Annotated in this window: 19 protein-coding genes and 5 pseudogenes; 6 read left to right on the forward strand and 18 right to left on the reverse strand. The window is 33.9% G+C overall.

Features of this window, described 5'->3' with window-relative positions; translation table 11 throughout:
* Window positions 1-161: 161 nt before the first annotated feature.
* A pseudogene (locus tag CXF67_RS18880) lies at window positions 162-452 on the reverse strand (cation transporter); the annotation flags it as partial.
* Complete coding sequence (locus CXF67_RS19225; RefSeq protein ID WP_374702250.1) at window positions 404-667, reverse strand: S41 family peptidase; 264 nt, start codon at window positions 665-667, stop codon at window positions 404-406. The gene CXF67_RS19225 and the pseudogene CXF67_RS18880, both read right to left, overlap by 49 nt.
* Before the next feature lie 492 nt (window positions 668-1,159).
* Here CXF67_RS19225 and CXF67_RS18305 point away from each other — a divergent pair, with 492 nt between their 5' ends.
* Window positions 1,160-1,312 carry a hypothetical protein gene (locus tag CXF67_RS18305; RefSeq protein WP_180957972.1) on the forward strand — a complete coding sequence of 51 codons (153 nt, stop codon included), beginning with the start codon at window positions 1,160-1,162 and terminating at the stop codon, window positions 1,310-1,312.
* Between the two features lie 159 nt (window positions 1,313-1,471).
* On the opposite strand, the gene CXF67_RS14090 is transcribed toward CXF67_RS18305, so the two are convergent.
* From CXF67_RS14090 to CXF67_RS14125, 8 genes are all read right to left on the reverse strand, one after another.
* Window positions 1,472-2,140, reverse strand: coding sequence for an RluA family pseudouridine synthase (locus CXF67_RS14090; RefSeq protein WP_102089330.1), 669 nt, complete (start codon window positions 2,138-2,140; stop codon window positions 1,472-1,474).
* A 417-nt stretch (window positions 2,141-2,557) separates the two neighbouring features.
* A complete protein-coding gene (locus tag CXF67_RS14095; protein ID WP_102089331.1) occupies window positions 2,558-4,060 on the reverse strand; it encodes an aldehyde dehydrogenase family protein in 1,503 nt (500 codons plus the stop codon).
* A gap of 203 nt (window positions 4,061-4,263) precedes the next feature.
* Window positions 4,264-5,103 (reverse strand): helix-turn-helix domain-containing protein, encoded by an 840-nt coding sequence (locus tag CXF67_RS14100; RefSeq protein WP_102089332.1) that lies wholly within the window; start codon window positions 5,101-5,103, stop codon window positions 4,264-4,266.
* Between the two features lie 218 nt (window positions 5,104-5,321).
* The gene (locus tag CXF67_RS14105) at window positions 5,322-5,993 is read right to left on the reverse strand and encodes a haloacid dehalogenase type II (protein WP_102089333.1); all 672 of its coding nucleotides are present in this window, start codon (window positions 5,991-5,993) and stop codon (window positions 5,322-5,324) included.
* A gap of 262 nt (window positions 5,994-6,255) precedes the next feature.
* Window positions 6,256-6,726, reverse strand: coding sequence for a thioredoxin family protein (locus CXF67_RS14110; protein WP_102089334.1), 471 nt, complete (start codon window positions 6,724-6,726; stop codon window positions 6,256-6,258).
* A 10-nt stretch (window positions 6,727-6,736) separates the two neighbouring features.
* Window positions 6,737-9,091 (reverse strand): TonB-dependent receptor, encoded by a 2,355-nt coding sequence (locus tag CXF67_RS14115; protein WP_102089335.1) that lies wholly within the window; start codon window positions 9,089-9,091, stop codon window positions 6,737-6,739.
* 84 nt (window positions 9,092-9,175) lie between these two features.
* The gene (locus CXF67_RS14120) at window positions 9,176-9,625 is read right to left on the reverse strand and encodes a tetratricopeptide repeat protein (RefSeq protein ID WP_102089336.1); all 450 of its coding nucleotides are present in this window, start codon (window positions 9,623-9,625) and stop codon (window positions 9,176-9,178) included.
* 3 nt (window positions 9,626-9,628) lie between these two features.
* The gene (locus CXF67_RS14125; RefSeq protein WP_102089337.1) at window positions 9,629-10,216 is read right to left on the reverse strand and encodes a Fe-Mn family superoxide dismutase; all 588 of its coding nucleotides are present in this window, start codon (window positions 10,214-10,216) and stop codon (window positions 9,629-9,631) included.
* 116 nt (window positions 10,217-10,332) lie between these two features.
* Here CXF67_RS14125 and CXF67_RS17880 point away from each other — a divergent pair, with 116 nt between their 5' ends.
* The 3 genes from CXF67_RS17880 to CXF67_RS14135 are packed head-to-tail and all read left to right on the forward strand — an operon-like array spanning window position 10,333 to window position 10,986.
* A complete protein-coding gene (locus tag CXF67_RS17880) occupies window positions 10,333-10,473 on the forward strand; it encodes a helix-turn-helix domain-containing protein (protein ID WP_180957973.1) in 141 nt (46 codons plus the stop codon).
* 41 nt (window positions 10,474-10,514) lie between these two features.
* Entirely contained in the window at window positions 10,515-10,664 is a 150-nt protein-coding gene (locus tag CXF67_RS19230) for an iron dependent repressor, metal binding and dimerization domain protein (protein ID WP_102089338.1), read from the forward strand.
* A gap of 4 nt (window positions 10,665-10,668) precedes the next feature.
* Window positions 10,669-10,986, forward strand: coding sequence for a ferrous iron transport protein A (locus CXF67_RS14135; protein WP_145990471.1), 318 nt, complete (start codon window positions 10,669-10,671; stop codon window positions 10,984-10,986).
* A gap of 108 nt (window positions 10,987-11,094) precedes the next feature.
* Here CXF67_RS14135 and CXF67_RS14140 read toward each other — a convergent pair whose 3' ends face one another.
* The 4 genes and pseudogenes from CXF67_RS14140 to CXF67_RS14150 all read right to left on the reverse strand — a co-directional run.
* Complete coding sequence (locus tag CXF67_RS14140) at window positions 11,095-11,370, reverse strand: peptidase associated/transthyretin-like domain-containing protein (RefSeq protein ID WP_102089340.1); 276 nt, start codon at window positions 11,368-11,370, stop codon at window positions 11,095-11,097.
* A 183-nt stretch (window positions 11,371-11,553) separates the two neighbouring features.
* Window positions 11,554-11,685 (reverse strand): hypothetical protein, encoded by a 132-nt coding sequence (locus CXF67_RS18890; RefSeq protein WP_257984697.1) that lies wholly within the window; start codon window positions 11,683-11,685, stop codon window positions 11,554-11,556.
* A 39-nt stretch (window positions 11,686-11,724) separates the two neighbouring features.
* Complete coding sequence (locus CXF67_RS14145) at window positions 11,725-13,398, reverse strand: TonB-dependent receptor (RefSeq protein ID WP_257984698.1); 1,674 nt, start codon at window positions 13,396-13,398, stop codon at window positions 11,725-11,727.
* A gap of 220 nt (window positions 13,399-13,618) precedes the next feature.
* Window positions 13,619-13,816, reverse strand: a pseudogene (locus CXF67_RS14150) (transposase); the annotation flags it as partial.
* A gap of 37 nt (window positions 13,817-13,853) precedes the next feature.
* Between CXF67_RS14150 and CXF67_RS14155 the strand changes: the two are divergent.
* Window positions 13,854-13,943, forward strand: a pseudogene (locus CXF67_RS14155) (IS1595 family transposase); the annotation flags it as partial.
* 50 nt (window positions 13,944-13,993) lie between these two features.
* Window positions 13,994-14,193: pseudogene (locus CXF67_RS19335) on the forward strand (IS110 family transposase); the annotation flags it as partial.
* Window positions 14,194-14,320: 127 nt separating this feature from the next.
* Here CXF67_RS19335 and CXF67_RS14165 read toward each other — a convergent pair.
* From CXF67_RS14165 to CXF67_RS14180, 4 genes and pseudogenes are all read right to left on the reverse strand, one after another.
* Window positions 14,321-15,670 (reverse strand): L-lactate MFS transporter, encoded by a 1,350-nt coding sequence (locus CXF67_RS14165; RefSeq protein WP_102089342.1) that lies wholly within the window; start codon window positions 15,668-15,670, stop codon window positions 14,321-14,323.
* A gap of 186 nt (window positions 15,671-15,856) precedes the next feature.
* Window positions 15,857-16,159, reverse strand: coding sequence for a hypothetical protein (locus CXF67_RS14170; protein WP_102089343.1), 303 nt, complete (start codon window positions 16,157-16,159; stop codon window positions 15,857-15,859).
* A 427-nt stretch (window positions 16,160-16,586) separates the two neighbouring features.
* Window positions 16,587-16,784 carry a hypothetical protein gene (locus tag CXF67_RS14175; protein WP_102089344.1) on the reverse strand — a complete coding sequence of 66 codons (198 nt, stop codon included), beginning with the start codon at window positions 16,782-16,784 and terminating at the stop codon, window positions 16,587-16,589.
* Window positions 16,785-16,973: 189 nt separating this feature from the next.
* Window positions 16,974-17,204, reverse strand: a pseudogene (locus tag CXF67_RS14180) (FRG domain-containing protein); the annotation flags it as partial.
* Window positions 17,205-17,559: the final 355 nt, after the last annotated feature.

A 17,559-nucleotide genomic window follows, 5' to 3' on the forward strand; every position in this document is an offset into this window, starting at 1 on the left:
ATACCAATTTAAACCTATAATGTCGCAATAAATCATTTCTTTTTCGCCTGCTTTTTATTAAAAATAATTACCGTAGCTAAGGCTATGCTAATTATTTTTAACTTCAATTAGTCAAAAAATAATTCAATTTATTTATACGACATTATAAATTTAATTTGGTATAAGTTAATAATCGCGTCATTTGAGGTGAAAATCATACTCGCTTCTTCTTTACTTTTTGACTTTTGCAAAATGTAAAGACAAATTCCATTTGCTATAAGTGCAAAAATCGAAATGATAATCATTGTTGAAAAATCGGGAAGTTCCTTGTCTCCAAAAAACCTCCTTAAAACTTCTATAAATCCAATAATCGCGAGTGTTATTTGAAAATACCCAGCAAGTTTTGCAATTCGTTTTTTCTTTATTAGCGTTCTGCCGACCGCAAACAAACTAATTCCATACACAAAATTGTCCTCCCCAGTAATTTTAATGTCTGGAAATATTTTTTCATAGAATTCCCTTTTCTGTCACACTCATAACTAGTTGTCAGTGCCATAAATGCTCCAAAAGATAAATTTCTTCTAACGTTCGCTATCATCGCTCCATATGTTTTTTCACCAATAAAAATAGTGTTTCGTCTCCCTTTGAAAGCTAGTTCAGTTACTTCTCCAGAACTACCTGTGGCCATGTTAGTAATAACTGCAACTCTTACCTTGTCTAATAACTCTTCTTTTGGATTTATATAGGACGTTGTTTTATCCTTATCTAAACTAACACTTTTGTGTATAAAATCCAATGGAGTTTTTATTGTTTTATTGTACTTTGCTAAAACTCAAGTATAAATTTTTGTAATTTTAGAGCCATTATGACCTAAAGCAGCCTAGATATGTCTTAAGCCTGTTCCGCATTTTATAAAGTGTGTGGCGAAACTAAGACCTTAAGTGTGTGGAGTGCTCCAAGGCATAATGTTGTTGCTTTTATCGTTTACGATATATACTTTGATCTTTAGTTGCTTTCGTTATTTTTAGTCATAAGATAATTATGTCAGGGGCTCCTAAATTAGTTAAAACTAACCTTAAAAAACTACTTTTTAAATCACTTAAAAGAATCTAACCATTAAGAACGGATAGCTTAAAGTAAAGTCCTAGCTGAGATCTTGTGAAAAATAAATACAACATAGGTGAGAAAAAAACCATTGGCAGATCGGATAAGGCTTTGTGTTTTACCTCTTGTAAAATTACTATCACAAGTATCTGAGATAGGCCACAAAAAAGAAGCAGCAATAGAAGAACTCAAAGGAATTTTTAGAGCGGAATTATGCCATACTTCTTAAACTCCTGACCACTAGCAATTTATACTTCGCCTATCACACATCATCTAATTGACGGATATCATGGGTAAATTACAGTTAATCCTTATGCAGCTTTATATGGCGTGATTTTTACGCGGTGTTTTATAAATTAAGCAATCTACTTGAGTGTAGCTGTGAAATTTAGATTTTTGTAAACTTCCAAAAATTGTTTTTTGGGACAGGTGCTTCGTAAGTTTTAATATCAGTGGAGCCAGCGACTTGATACGATAATTTCCAAGCATGCAGACAAATCGATAAAGGAAAGTATTCTTGATCTGAACCATATTTTTCATCTCCAATAATAGGGAGTTCCATATGTGCTAACTGGGCTCTTATTTGATGAAACCGACCAGTTTTAGGTTTTATTTCTAAAAGATAGCCAAAATTGTTTTCGTCTATAACTTGATAAGAAAGAATGCATTTTAGAGATTCTTTAGATTTTAAAGACACGATATCTGCTCTTTTTTCTAGGTTGTTTTTTACAAGAAAATTAGTCAAGGTTTTTTTGCTCTTTAAAGGCTTCTTTTGAACAATTGCCAAATAGGTTTTTTGAACTTTTCTACTGCTAAACAGCTCATTGAATCCCACAAGAATACTTTTTTTCTTAGCAAAAACCAATACCCCACTTGTCACGCGATCTAATCTATGTATAACCCCGATATAGGGCTTTCGTTTATTTTTTAAAAGGTGATGCAACACTTGATTCTCTACAGTGAGATTTTCATAGGGACTTTTTTCACTAATAAGCCCAGCCATTTTGTTCACGACTATATAATCGTTGTTTTCTTGTAGTACTTCCAGGTTGGGCATCAGCAGCAGTTTTCTTTTAAAATTTTACTAGGGTATTTATACTTTCCCTAATTTCAAGTGATTACTGGCTATCTAATTTTGTTGACTTCAATAAAATAATGGTCATCAAAATTGATACAAAGCACCCCCCCTTTATCAATAAGGGTTAACTTTTTACAGCTCTCTTGCAGCAATATGTAATTATTTACCGTCAATGTTAGACTATTTTAGCTTTTTTTGTCCCTTTTTTAGTCAATTTTAAAAATATATCAACTTAATGATTTTATAAAAATCACAAGCTGATGTATTTAAATATGTGTATTTTTTTTTAATTTAAATAGACATTTTAAAATAGGGCAATAGCCCCTTATGTTATAAACCAAACAACCCCAGAGTTTTCTGGGGTTGTCATTAATTGAAAATAATTTTCACTTATACTTAAAAGAGTCCCATAGGTTTCTTGTCATAAGAAACCAGCATGTTTTTTACAACACGGTAATGATCTAACGCCATTTTATGGTTTTCACGACCGAATCCTGAATCTTTCACACCACCAAAAGGAGCATGGGCAGGATATGTATTGTATTGATTTACCCACACTCTACCAGCTTGAATAGCACGTGGAACTTGGAATAATTCATGAGCATCACGAGACCAAACACCTGCTCCTAAGCCATAAGGGGTATCGTTCGCTATAGCTATTGCTTCTTCCGTAGAACTAAAGGTAGTCAATGCGACAACTGGGCCGAAAATTTCTTCTTGAAATACTCGCATGTCATTTGTTCCTTTCAATACGGTTGGTTGTACATAGTATCCTCCAGAAAGATCACCTTCATGGTTACCAGCTTCTCCACCAGCTAATACAACAGCTCCTTCTTCTTTACCGATAGTGATGTAGTCAAGAATCTTTTCACATTGTGCTTTAGAAACTTGAGAACCAATCATTGTTTCAGGATCTAAAGGGTTACCCGCTTTAACTAGCTTTAAGCGTTCTTGCATCTTTTCTATAAAAAGATCAACGATATCTTCGTGAACTAGAATACGAGATGGTGTTGTACAGATCTCTCCTTGGTTAAGGGCGAACATCAATGCACCTTCAATAGATTTGCTAAAGAATTCGTCGTCTTGCTCAGCAACTGATGGAAAGAAAACGTTAGGAGATTTCCCCCCTAGTTCCATAGTTACAGGAATGATATTTTCTGCTGCATTGTGGTATACTTTACGACCCGTTTCTGTAGAACCAGTGAAGGAAAGTTTATCTATGCGTTTGGATGTTGCTAAAGCCTGTCCAGCTTCTGCACCAAAACCAGTTACAATATTTAATACCCCTGCAGGTAATATATCACCAATAAGTTCCATTAAAACAATAACGCTGGTAGGCGTCTGCTCTGCTGGTTTTACAACTGCTGTGCAACCTGCTGCCAAAGCTGGTGCAATTTTCCAAGCTAGCATTAGCATTGGGAAATTCCAAGGAATGATTTCACCAACAACACCTATAGGCTCGTTTAAGGCGATGCTTAGTGTGTTTTTATCGTGTTCTGAAATACTTCCTTCGTCTGCCCGAATAACTCCAGCAAAATAGCGAAAGTGATCAATACAGTAAGGGATATCGGCTGCACGGGCTTCACGGATTGGTTTTCCGTTATCAATGGTCTCTAAAGTTGCCAAATACTCTAGATTATCTTCCATGACCTGCGCAATTTTTAATAACATATTGCTTCGTTCTGCAGCTGAAGAGCTACTCCACGAGGGAAACGCGTCATGTGCAGCGTCTAAAGCCAGATCGACATCTTCTTGAGTGGAACGCGCTGCCTGAGTAAATACCTTCCCATCTACGGGAGATATGTTATCGAAATACTGACCTTTTACAGGAGCAACGAAGTTACCGCCAATAAAATTTTCATATCTTTCTTTAAATTTAGGTTTAGTCACATTTGCCATAATTGTATATTTTTATTTTTAAATACTGCTTGCGAAAACAAGCGATATTTTGTTGAGTGCTAATATATGGCGAGAGCTTAATAGTGAAGTTATTCATGAGGGTCAATAACTTATGAAAAAAGTTCAGTATACGATTTTTTAAAATAATAAGGTAGAGTCATTGCATTAACTTATTGAACTATAGGTTAATGCAATATGTCATATTAATTTGAAATATCCGTTGGACTAATTCCAAACTTTTTCTTGAAGGCTACACTAAAGTTAGACAGGTTATTATAGCCCATATCTAAATAGATATCAGAGGCTTTTAAATCCCCTCCTTCCAGTAGTTCTTTCGCTTTTTGTAGGCGCTTGTCTTGCAACCATTTCCCAGGAGGTTCTTTATATTCAGAAGTAAAATGCCGTTTAAAAGTTGATAAACTCATATTGCAGAGAAAAGCTATTTCTTCCAATTTTAAGTTGGAATTTACATTGCTTTCCACGACATTTTTAAACGGCGAAATCTCTTTAGATATTAATGAGTGCAAGTAGTCTTCGAAAGTAGAGCCATACTTGTTTAGCAAATACAACATAATTTCTTCAAATTTTAAAACTAATAAAGCATCACTATAACTATGATGCGTAAAGGTATTGGACGATAAAGAAGTAATAAAAGCAGCGATATAATCATCATTTTCAATCACAAAATAAGGAACCTCTTCTTTATAGGGCTTAACATTGTTTGTGTACTTACTTAAGAAGTCTGTTAGTTTTTTTTCAGAAAAGAAAAAGAGCTTGCAGTAATAAACAGCTTCTGTATCTAATAGCTCAGTCCAAAGCCAATTTCCTTTTTTAAGCAACAAGGATTGCGCTTTATTTACGGCGACCGATGTACCAGCAAAATGCACCTGCTTTTTACCAACTTGTAGAAAGCTAAACATATTCATGCTTAAATTGACTTTACTTTTTACGACATCGCTAGACATCTTAAAATCGTACACGAAGATGTCTTGATCTGTTTTTTTATTCTGAAAATAAATTTCAGGTATGTTTTCTATTGGCATTTGTTTTTTCTTCTTTTAGATGCTGGTTCGTTTAAAAATATTTGGTCGACTGCTTGGTATTTTTCCGTCTCATTATAAGCAAATTAAAAAGGATACAAACCTCAAGTCCATAAAAATATAAGGTGCTATTTTTTTGTGTTATAATCGGTCTAACTTATATACTTTGTGGATATAAACACGATTTTATAAGCCCTGAAATAGAATCAAATTTTTATTTATTAATTCTCAGCCTTGATTATCTGTCGTATTAAATCGAGTAAATTTAATGCATTAAAATCTGGCTGTAAATAATAGGGATTATAAATTACTTGCTTTCGTTTTATGTAAGCTGTGGTGAGTCCTGCTTTTTTTGCTCCATATAAATCCCAATCATGTGTCGCAACCATTACAATATTTTCAGTTTGTAATCCTTCTTGTTGAGCTGCTGAAAGATAAATATCCTTAAAAGGTTTGTAATTCCCAACGTTATCCGCGGAGTAATAAGAATCAAAAAGGTCGATAATTCCTGCATTAGTTAGCTGTTCATTTATCATTTCTAAAGACGAATTAGAAACAGCAATCACACGAATACCATTGTTTCTTAAAACGCAAAGAGCAGGCCGTACATCTTCATATGCAGGCAACTTTTTAAATTCCCCAAGTATTTCAGCTTTTACCTCACTACTCAAAGATTTATTATTCTCGAAAAACAGATTTTCTAAAGCCACGCCTGCTAATTCTCCAAAATTTCTATAGTCGCCCATAATTCCCATTATAGTTGAACTGTGTAATAATTTTGTGAACCAATATTTTAAAATATACTTATCATCAAAGTGCTTATCAAACTGTTTCTTAAGTAAACTCAGGTTTAATAAGGTTTCGTTCATGTCGAAGAATACTGCTTTTTTCATGCTATTTTACTCATTTATTTTTATCAAATAATTTTGTTTAAAGTGTCGTTTCAAGCATATTGACACCTTTTTTTGAATAATACATAATTAGACCTACAATGTCGCAATAAACTGTTTTACCGTAATAAAGGCTATGCTAATTATTTTTGATAAAAAGCAAGTAAAAAAGAATCGATTTATCGCTACATCATAAGTTTAAATTGGTGTTAATCAACATTTTGCTCTCGAAAAAGAGAACTTGTTTAGTTTAAAATGTATTTACCTAAAGAAAATTTAGCAAAAATTTAGACGTATAGTACTCAAAAAAGCGTTCTTTCAGTGTAAAATCTTTATTTAATATAACCGTAGCTGGTAGCGAGAATGGAAATCCATTTCGCGAGGCCAGCAATAAAGGTATTTCGTGAACTCCATTACGCTTTGTAAGTGATTGTTTATTTATAAAATTTTCACTTTCAAAAGTTATGGTATCAGTTCGTTCTACGTCCATTTCTACAGCATAATATTCGCTGTTTATTTTTTGAATAACTTCTGGCTTTGTAAAAATTTCTCGTTCTATTTTTTTGCAGTAAGAACACCATTTTGCATGAAAAAAAATAAAAACTGGCTTTGGTTTTTCCTTAATTGCTTGTTCCAATTCTGGCCAGCTTTTCCATTCAATTTCAGAATCACTTTGGGCTCTTACAAACAAGAGCCCCGCTAAAAAAATGAGTATAAAACAAATAAAATCTTTCATAAATGTTACTTTAAAAGTCTCCAAACTTCAACCCAACAAAGAATGTTCTTGGACGATTTGGTCCATATATAAAATCTGAATCTCTTCCTGCTCCACGGTCAAAATCATCTTGATAGCTATCAAATAAGTTTTGAACACCACCACTCAATTCGACGTGAAATGTATCTTTTAAATCAAAATGATAAGTAATCTTTGTTGTCATATCCAGAAACGAATCGGTATCTACTAAATCTATAAAACCAGAATCACTAATAACACGTGGTGCGATCATCGAGCCAGTGTAGCTTCCTGTCACGTCAAACCTAAACGCTTTAGAAGCTGTCCAGTTGACATTTAGGAAACCATAGACGTTTGGTGACCGTACAAATTCCTCTAAAATAACATCTTGTTCACCAGGTACAGTCCCGTCTGCTTCAAACACTACTTGATCTTCTTTAAATATGGAACGTTGTATGGTTGCCCCAGCTTGGAATAGGAAATCCGAACTTGGCGATACACTCAATTCCAAGTTTGTCCCTGCAACATAAGCCCCTGACCCATTTCTTGATTCTTCAAGAATTGAACCATTGGGTAAGGATGTCCCTGTACTTACAATGGTAAATGGATTCTCCAATGTAGTATAAAAACCTTCTACCAAGAAATTGGTTTGGGTTTTGTTGAAATCTTTTGTATAATTGAAGGATGCGGTAAAGGCGTTTGAAAATTCACTTTCAAGATCATCAGAAACGATTACAAAACGCTGTTCTCCACCTACCGATGAAATATGCAAATCTTCATTAAAAGCTTGCGGTGCTCTAAACCCACGTGCATAGCCACCTCTGAACTGTAAATCTTCATTAATATTATACAAAATAGTCAATCGTGGATTTAGTACCGTTTCACTTACATTAGATGATCGTGCTATATCTTGTATGGTATAGAAACCCTCTACATCAACGTGGTCTAGACGTGCACCGACTAATGCCGTAAATTTTTCAGAAGGTTTCCACTCGTACTGCGCATAGAGACCAATGCTGGTTACCTTTTGATCAACCAAACGGTCATAACCTGGTATGGCATCGTTGGTATCATTGAGTTGATACTCTAGACCTGTTGTGAAAACATCCCTTTTAAAATTATGCGTGAATTTTGTACCTGCAACAAACGCAAGATCGGTTGTTTTTCCAAATGCATTGTTCGCAACAATAGAATCCGCTGCGGTACGTCCACCACCTAAACCACCATAATAACTGTCACGATCTGTATTCTGTACGGAAACATAAGCAGTACCAGAGTTTTTACGGGCATCATCAAACAATTCATAATCCACACCTGTAAAGATGGTATTGTGGTCAAGGTCTTCTGTAATATCGGTAAATTGTGGGGCAAGGTCAAGACGGTCTCCACCACGTCTATACTCTTGAATTCCTGTAAAATCTACACCTATACGGCTATTATCGTTAGGTCGCAAAAAGGCTTTTGCACCTAATGAATTGTTAGTCAATTTTGTGATTTCGCTAAAACCATCGTCATTGGCATCAAACGCATCACGGTTACGGAATATACCATAAACAGTCACGCCGCTTGTTAAATCTTCACTTACTGTTGAAGCGTTTAAATTTACGTTGCGGTCTAAAGCTTCACCGCCTATAATTCCTAAATTGGAACTTATTTCCCAACTGTCATTAATAGGCTCTTTGGTAATTACATTTATAGTTCCTGCAATAGCGTTAGAACCAAAAAGTGCAGAACCGCCACTTCTAACCACTTCCACGCGGTCTATAATGCTAACAGGAATTTGTTCCAGACCATATACACCGTTGAGCGCACTAAAAACAGGACGACTGTTTACAAGTATTTGTGTGTACTGACCCCCAAGCCCGTTAAGGCGTACCTGGGTGAATCCACAGTTTTGGCAATTGGTTTCCACCCTAACTCCAGGCTGGTAATTAAGCCCATCTGCCAGCGATATTGACTGAGTGGCCTGAAATAATTTTGAACTGAGTACATTCACAATTACAGGGGCATCTTTCTTACTGATGCGATTTCTGGTAGCACTCACAACAACTTCTTCAAGACCGAGTACATCTTCTACAAGGGAAAAGTTAACGTCCTGTGTAATTTCTGCTTCACTGCTTATTTGCTTTGTTTGAGTTCGAAATCCTTGTGATTGCACCACAATAGCAATAGTTCCCAACGAAACGTTTAAAGTGAATTTACCGTCAATATCTGCACTTGTGCCATTCGTACCATTTTTAACATAAACATTTGCAAAGGGAACAGGGTCGCCATTGTAGGTTACAGTTCCAGATATTACGGCCTGTTTGTCTTGAGCAATAGCGGTAGTTATGGAAAATAGTGATAATAAAATAAGTATAAATTTCATTTGTTCTAATTTTAGTTTTATTAATGGTTGACTTAAAGGTTAGTTAAGCTTAATTCGTTTATTTTAAATATGTAAATGGTGAACTCAATCAATAAATGTGAGGTGCTCTTCTAAATCCTCAGGTACTTTAGTAATGTTTTGTGTTTGTAACCTATTCCGCTTAGCATAATCCGTATAGTTGAGCCTCGCTATTTTCAGCTCGCTTTGGATTTCATCTGAATTTACCGTGCTATTCCCACCGAGGGTCAACAAAAAATAAATTACCCTTTTGAGCATTTTGCTCCCCTTTTTCTTCATTTTCATTTCTTCATAGGTAAAAGCAATGTTATTGCACGAAATCGCAAACAGTTGTACAAATGGAATATTAAGTCGAGTAGCTTCTTTAGTATAGGTATTCAAAACCTTGGCATGGTCTAGTGCGTCCCGATATCCATTTAAGGATTGTTCATAATCGCCTTTTCTAAACAAAGCGTTCGATGCTTCAGTCTTTGCTTTCCAGTGATTTTCAATATGCTTTAAACGGCTTTCACACATTACCTAGTTGTTTAGATTTATATTGTCAAAATCCCGACTGACGATATTCCAAAAACGCTCTACAAACTTGGGGCGTGCATTACGATAGTCTATGTAGTAGGCATGTTCCAAAACAACCGAGTTAAGAATTGGTTCTTTAGACTCCGTTAGTGTTGTATATAAATCTTTCATTGGAATACGTTTCAATTTGCCCGCATCATTTTGTGTCAACCAAGCCCATCCAGCACCAAACAATTTTGTAGCCAGTGTTAAAAATTGAGCTTTGAATTTGTCAAAATTCTGAAAATTGTGTTTCGTAAGTTCTTTAATGCTTCTACCACCATTTGGCGAGAGGCAATGCCAGAAGAAACTCTGGCTCCAATGTGGTGGAGTCTTGCTTAACAGTCCTGCGTCTTGCTTTTTATGTCTTTCTAAAATGAATTCTGCAACTGTCTTTTCTTCAAGTTCGGTATTTTGAATAAGACTATTCAAATTTTTAACGTGAACAGCCTGGTGCTTAGCGTTATGATGATCAAACGTCTCTTCCTTTATAAGGGATAAAAAGGCTTGCTTATTATGCGGTAGATCTGGAAGTTCTTTTGAAACGTTCATAGTACTCTTCTCTTTTTAACTTTCTAAAATATTATTTAGAACTACAAAACTATTAATTTAGACTTGTCTAAACTAATAATTCGATAATTATTTCTTTTTTTGTTAAAAATAATTTTTTGGCTTCAGATATTAAAGAGAATTGTCTTAAGGGTTTGTTCTATTTACATCAAAAGAACGAGGATATTTCTTTGTCTGATTTAGGGGAAGAATTGCAGGTAAATAAGCCAACTGCAAACGATATGATAAAAAAATTATAAATTGAAAGGGTTATAATTTCAAAAACTATAACCCGAAAAGAATAACCGAAAAAGGTAAACAACGAGCCCCTGAAATTATTAGAAAGCACCGATTGTCTGAAATGTTTTTAATGAAAATAATGAAATTTGGTTGGGAAGAAGTTCATAAAATTGCGGAAGAATTAGAGCATATTAAAACAAATAAATTTTAACCGAATGGATAAGTTGATGGGATTTCCAAGAATAGACCCACACGGTTTGCCACTAACTGATAAAAACGGAAATTTCAATAGACCTAACTACAATCGGATTTCTCAAATTTCCGTACAGTCAACTGTTGTAGAAAAAACATTACGGGATAGTTCCACCGAATTTTTATTGTTCTTGAATAACAAATCAATCCAACTCAATACAAAAATTACGATTGAACATGTTGAAATTTTTGATGGAAGTTTAACCGTTTCGTTTGATGGTTATACAGATGTGGTTTTGGGCAAATCTATTTGTGTCCGAATTTTAGTTGAAGAGGGTTGATTTTTTTTATTGGCTCTAAATCAATTTATAGGAGAACTAAAAAATGGTGAGAATACCGTAGTTGGTAATTTTTAAATGTGCGGGAGGTGTCAAGAAACAACTCTTTTATTATTCGTGGGCGTGGCTTTGTCTGGTTGGGGGAAAATAAATGTCCTGATTGTAGGGTGAGGTTTTAAAAGAATCATTCTCTTTTAGTGATGTGTTTTCAAAAGAAAATAGTCCTTTCACAGTACTCACTGTTCCAATAGAGGTTCCTTTTATTGAGATGTTTACATATGCTATCCGATTTTCAAATTCATCTACACATTTTCCCTTTAGTTGAGAATAACAAGTTGAAGTTAAAAATAAGCAAGCAAAAATCAGTAATGTAACATAGTATTTCATTTTTCTATAATAGTTTGTAATAAGACGTATGAACTTAAAATTTGACGTGCTTTTTTAATACACTGAACCTTTCGTAAAGCTCATATTTGCTGTGTTTTATACATATTGTTGTAGGTAGTATTTTATCACCCTCTTCTCATGTTTTATAATTCTATTCATGCAGCCTATTTTAAGTATGTTTTTTTAATGTTGACCTAATTTATCTGATGAAAACGTAAAATCTGCTCCTTCTGTCAAGGAAGAATAACTGGATGGGGTTCCGTCTATGGTCGCATTATCTATTTTTTGATAATAGGTTTCTACTTTTGCTCTCAAGCTAGGTGCAATTTTAACATCATAGCCTAAAACATAGTGCTAACTTCTCACAAAATCTAAATTTTCATTAGGGTTTGTGATCACTCCATTTACTTCTTCATTTAGAAATAATAATGGTGCGGCTATATTTTGATAATGAAGACCGTACCCTAGATTTATCTTATGTTTAGGGTCTATTCTATAAGACATAGAGGCTCTTGGTTCTACAACAAACTGTTTATTAAGATCACTATACATGGTATGTATTCCTGTATTTAGGGTCAGTTTTTCAGTCAATTTGTATTTAGTTTGAATGTAGGGTTGAAATACATTATAACTCCCGTTAATACTTCTAATGCTTACTAAATCAGGGGCTCCATCACCGTTTAAATCTTCTTGTTCATCTCTCTGCTTTCTATCTAAATCTGCTGAGAAATTCTCTAATAATAATCCTGTTCTAAGGGTGAATTTATTATTGATTTTAGCATTGAATAATGTTGAAAATGTCAATCTAGTTTCTTCATTGTTATTTTCTGCAAATCTTATAATCCTTTTGTTATCGGTGGCCAACTCAATAATACGGTCTTCTTCAAAATCACTGCTATTGGATGCGCCTGCAATGACTGTTTTTAAATACGGTTTTTCGCCAATGCTCAGTAAATGCTTAGCTCCTAAAACACCAATGTCAGAAGACACATAAGAGTTTTCATCTTCTGCTGAGAAAAGGTCATCTTCATCAAAATCCTCACCAATTAAATCGATGCTTGATGTACTCATGATTCCAAATAGAGAGAACGTACCAAGTTTACTTTTTCCTAAATTAATATTAAATGAAACATCAGAATAATTAGGGGTGTCGCTGGTTCTTGCCCCTCCTATAAGTCCGATAAGCGAGTATCTTGCAGCCACCAAAAACGAGCCGTTATTTTTTCTGTTCAATGGGCCTTCTGCCGTTGCTTCTAAACCAGTGAATGCTCCCACCTGAAAAAAATACTCATACTCATCTTTGTTTCCATTTCTAAAACCCAAATCAAAAACACCTCCAATTGCATTACCATATTCGGCAGAGAATGCAGAGGTTATAAAGTCTGAATTTTTAAGAAGATTGGGGTTTAATGCAGATACTGGGCTTCCTGTGGTCCCTAAGGCCGAAAAATGATTGGAACTTGGAATTGGAATACCTTCTACCCACCATAACAGCCCTGTTGGAGAATTACCCCGAACTACGATATCATTACGGCTATCGTCTGGTGAAGCTACTCCTGCAAAATTACTTACCAATCGTGCAACATCATTTCTTCCACCAGCATATCTTGCAACTTCTTTTACACCAAATTGACGTGCTGAAACTGACGAAAATTTGTTTAGAGATTTTATTTTATTCGTTCTACTTGTAATTATAATCTCATCTAGACTACCAGAAGATTCTGTAAGTGCTACGGTAACATCTACATCTTTTCCTGTACTCACTTCAATATCTGGAATTGTACTGGTTTCGTAGCCAATGTAACTTACTCTAATGGTTTTTCTGCCCACAGGGACATCAGTTAATGTAAAATACCCGTCAAAGTCTGTAATTACACCTTTGGAAATTTTAGCCCCCAAGAGTTCTACATTAGCTCCTATCAATGGAAGTTCGGATTGTTTATCGAAAATTTTACCTTTTATAGTTCCATTCTGTCCATACATTATGGAAGCAAATGACGTGAAAATGATAAAAATTGATTTTTTCATAGTAATTGATTTGATTTTTATTTCTAGAAAGAAACATTTGTTCAAACCTTAAACTGGTTGACTTAAATCAATAAATTTAGTTGAGTGATAAAATTTATTAAATTTTTCTTTGAGTACATGAAAAAAAAATATGTAAGCATCTTATTGATTTACAGTTTTTTGTAGAACATTCGCTAAAAATATTTAATCCATATTTAAAAATACTTTTAGCCTTTCTACCCTATTTTTTAATTTTAATTGGATTTATTTGGTGCCGATTTATGCCAATTTTATAACACCACACAAAGGCTACCATAACAAGTAATATTAATTTTTCTATTCTTTGAATATCTTGTAGATGCGTTTTTTCAATATCAAATCTACTAGACTTCATTGCTTTAAAAGATATCTCAATTTGCCATCGTTTTTGATAATCTTGTTGTGCATTTTCAGGCGTTTAAGTTAATCATTTAGTCATGGAAGTACTCAAAGGTCAAACTACACTCAGTTTTGTAAAAGAACTACCAAATGATGATGCTTGTAAAGCATATTTTGCCAAAATTAAATGATAGGATGGTTTTAAACGTATGAAATATGATCATACCAAAAGCTGTGAAACCTAGTGTTTTTATGTTCTTTTTAGGCCTGTAAGAACAACAAAGGGTGTTGGGAACTTTATGAATACATGGTAAACAAAGGAAAAGCAAGAAACTAGCCTTAATTACGGTCTGCAATAAGCTGTTGAAACAAGCCTTTGCAATTGCTAAATCTTGTAGACCTTATGGTGAAAGTTACGTTTCTGTATTGCCTAAATAAATAGAGAAAATCAATTAAATAAGCTTCAAGAATCAGTTTTATGAATCCAGGAGCCTAGACTCCTAATGTTTCAAATTAATGAGAAAAAGAGTTATTTTTTACCTCAGTTCTTTGTTGTGAATTGTTTTTAATCGGTATGGTATTTAAAGTCAACAGGTTTAATAAATAAATTACATAAGAGTCCTATAAATAATAAGCCCGCCATCAAGTACATGGTTAAGTTATATACATCGGCACTTGGCATGTTTAAAACTTCCATTTGATATTCTCTTAGGTAATTTATGATTACAGGCCCTATTATGGCTGCCATACTCCAAGATAATAACAATTTACCATGGATCGCTCCAATTTGTTTAGGGCCAAACATATCTCTTAAATAAGCTGGTATCGTAGCAAAACCTCCACCATACATGCTAATGATAATAGAAAAGGCTATCGTAAATAATAACACACTCCCTATTTCAACCGTAAATGGAATCAATATATAAAGGAAGATCCCTAAGGTAAAGAAGATGGAATAGGTGGTTTTACGTCCTAAATAATCGCTTAATGTTGACCATACAAATCGACCTATCATATTAAACAAACTAAGTAATCCAACAAAAATAGCAGCATCTCTCGCAGTTACTCCCTTATTTTCTGTGCTAAACATTTCTTGTATCATCACACTGGCTTGACTTAAAACACCTATACCTGCGCTTACATTTAATCCCAATACCATAAAAAGCAACCAAAATTGTGGTGTTTTAACCGCTTTATCTACCAAAACATTCTGTGTGGTAATTAATTTATTTTTCTTGTTGGTAGTAGGGTCGTATCCTTTAGGCTTCCAACTTTCACGTGGTATTCTTACAATAAAAGAACCAAACAGCATCATTACCAAATAAAGTAAACCCATAGTTAAAAAGGTTTCCGATACTCCCGTTGAGGTTTCGGTTGCATAAAACTCTATTAAATACACACTTAAAGGAGAGGCAATCATAGCTCCACCACCAAAGCCCATAATAGCCATTCCTATAGCCATACCAGGTCGATCTGGAAACCATTTAATCAAGGTACTTACAGGTGAGATATATCCTAATCCCAAACCGATACCTCCTAATACGCCAGAACCTAAATAAAGTATCCAAAGTTCATGTAAATAAATACCTAAAGAAGAAAGTAAAAAGCCGCTACTAAAAAAAATCGCTGCAAAAAACATGGTTTGCCTGGGGCCAACCCGTTCTACCCATTTCCCTAAAACGGCCGTAGAAGCTCCTAAGAAGAAAATAGCAAGGGTAAAAATCCAACCCAATTCAGAAAGTTTCCAATCTTCTGGGAGTTGTTCTGTGATTCCAATAATTTTGGTGAGTGGTTTATTAAAAACACTAAAAGCATAAATTTGACCGATACATAAATGAATACTCAAGGCAGCAATTGGAGCAAACCAACGATTATAATTGCTTTTTGCGATACTACTCTCTTTGTTTAAATACATATCAATAATTTTAATTACTTACAACCTGTCGTATATGAAATGTAGCGCGTAAATAGATGCTAATTTTTGGGATTATACGTGAGCTGATTTTTATCTTTATTTTGAAGGCTAAATTCAAAAAAATAAAGGTAAAAACCATTGATAAAGCTTTTAAGAGCTATGTTTTATATATTGTTATGTGGTTTTCTATCGTTCAAGTTTATTCATTCTGATAGTATCCGTCGGATTTAAAAATCCAATTAACTTTTCATCATCAACTATCTTCATATTTGAAGAATCCGATGTCAAATACCTGTCTCCATTTTTCTCCATACATTTTACGTCTAATGGTTCCCAAGAAGAACTAAGTCTTAAACTATGAGACATGCTAAATCCGTTAGTTTTTTTCCATCTAGTTAACCTAAAAATTAAGTCAGCTTTTGCAAATTCCCAACTCTCTAATCTGTTATTTTGGTGTCTATCGATTCCTTTTTCAAATAAGTAGACCATAATTATTGAAGATAAAATCGAATTAATGAAGAATAATTTGAAGTAATCTTTATTTTTAGCAAAAAAAAGGAATCCCTCCTGTTATAAGATTAATCATAAAAACAAAAGGAATTAAAAGAAATATTCCGGCGGAAATATTTAGATCAGGATCCATTTGATGTATCCAAAACCAAATAAATACAAAGTCAATTATTATAAGTCCTAAAATTCATAGAGAGTCTTCATTCAAAATGAGTTGATTTAGAAGTTTTAATGCTTTATCATTTTTGGTTATTGTTTGTTTCATTATAAATCATAGCCAGTTATTTTTTTATGAATTTCAGATGTCATAAAATAGTTTTTCAAATTACACAACAGTTGTGTATGAAGCTTAGCATCCCGCAGGGTGTTGTACACTATATATAGTGTTATGTACAGTACTTTATTATTACATTTTGCTTAAATTAAAGCGATTTCCTATCATATTTCTACACTCTATTTTGAAGTAAGATCTTGCCGTTTTTTCTTCTTCCTTACTTAATCTATCAGCATCAATAGTGTAAAGGATCATAAGTCTAGTTTGTTCTTTTAGTTGTTCAAAACCATCTTTGTATTTGTTTTCTAAAAAACCGTTCTTTAAATACAAGCTGTCATTATTGATAGAATATAAATTTTCTAATTCTCTTAAAATGCTTTCTTTCTTCTTACTTGGAATTCTTAATTTTTGAATGACATAGTTTTTATCGGTCGTTTTTTGATATTCCCATAAGTCATAACTTTCTGTAGATTCCTCTCTATTAAGAAGTGCGTGACCCTATAACATAAAACATCCTGATTAGGCTTTCATTCTTGGATGTATAAAACTGGTATTAACAAATACCAATTCTTGAGCTTCCATTACCTTTTGTTCGAATCCAGAAAAAATTGGATAGTCATTTTGATTGCAAACGAATAGCGCTCTGTCTTTCCCAGTTTTTCCATTACAGGCAAAAAATAATGATGTAAGAACATCCATTGACCAATCCATTAATCTGGTAGGTATGCCATAATGCTGACAGAGCATTAACCATTCAAGATCAAATTCCGTAAAAGTTAAGGGTGGCTTTGGTTTTAGTGGTTTAGTGGTTTAGCATTTAATAAATTGCTTTCGAAATCAACTGTTTGATATCTTTTAAAGGAATTGTATCTGTATATTGATAGTTGTAAAGTCCAGTCAAAATCGGCTTGACTTCTAAATCAAAATGTTGACTGATTGAGATTAAGACTGTATGTAAATTTTAAAGCGTCTGTTACTAAATTAATGTTTATTACTTTGTTTTATTCGTATTGTACACAACGTCTAGTACATGAAACGTAGCGTGTAAAATTAGTTGCTAGGTTAATACCTAACTTGTTGATAACGAGCTATTACGTATAGCCAT

It is taken from the genome of Psychroflexus sp. MES1-P1E (assembly GCF_002836055.1).
Classification (GTDB): Bacteria; Bacteroidota; Bacteroidia; order Flavobacteriales; family Flavobacteriaceae; genus Psychroflexus.

Bases quoted from the DNA above. Each gene is read 5' to 3' on its own strand.
- CXF67_RS19225 (WP_374702250.1), bottom strand. From the start codon at position 667: ATGGCCACAGGTAGTTCTGGAGAAGTAACTGAACTAGCTTTCAAAGGG.
- CXF67_RS14090 (WP_102089330.1), bottom strand. From the start codon at position 2,140: ATGCCCAACCTGGAAGTACTACAAGAAAACAACGATTATATAGTCGTG.
- CXF67_RS14095 (WP_102089331.1), bottom strand. From the start codon at position 4,060: ATGGCAAATGTGACTAAACCTAAATTTAAAGAAAGATATGAAAATTTT.
- CXF67_RS14100 (WP_102089332.1), bottom strand. From the start codon at position 5,103: ATGCCAATAGAAAACATACCTGAAATTTATTTTCAGAATAAAAAAACA.
- CXF67_RS14105 (WP_102089333.1), bottom strand. From the start codon at position 5,993: ATGAAAAAAGCAGTATTCTTCGACATGAACGAAACCTTATTAAACCTG.
- CXF67_RS14110 (WP_102089334.1), bottom strand. From the start codon at position 6,726: ATGAAAGATTTTATTTGTTTTATACTCATTTTTTTAGCGGGGCTCTTG.
- CXF67_RS14115 (WP_102089335.1), bottom strand. From the start codon at position 9,091: ATGAAATTTATACTTATTTTATTATCACTATTTTCCATAACTACCGCT.
- CXF67_RS14120 (WP_102089336.1), bottom strand. From the start codon at position 9,625: ATGTGTGAAAGCCGTTTAAAGCATATTGAAAATCACTGGAAAGCAAAG.
- CXF67_RS14125 (WP_102089337.1), bottom strand. From the start codon at position 10,216: ATGAACGTTTCAAAAGAACTTCCAGATCTACCGCATAATAAGCAAGCC.
- CXF67_RS14135 (WP_145990471.1), top strand. From the start codon at position 10,669: ATGGATAAGTTGATGGGATTTCCAAGAATAGACCCACACGGTTTGCCA.
- CXF67_RS14140 (WP_102089340.1), bottom strand. From the start codon at position 11,370: ATGAAATACTATGTTACATTACTGATTTTTGCTTGCTTATTTTTAACT.
- CXF67_RS14145 (WP_257984698.1), bottom strand. From the start codon at position 13,398: ATGAAAAAATCAATTTTTATCATTTTCACGTCATTTGCTTCCATAATG.
- CXF67_RS14165 (WP_102089342.1), bottom strand. From the start codon at position 15,670: ATGTATTTAAACAAAGAGAGTAGTATCGCAAAAAGCAATTATAATCGT.
- CXF67_RS14170 (WP_102089343.1), bottom strand. From the start codon at position 16,159: ATGGTCTACTTATTTGAAAAAGGAATCGATAGACACCAAAATAACAGA.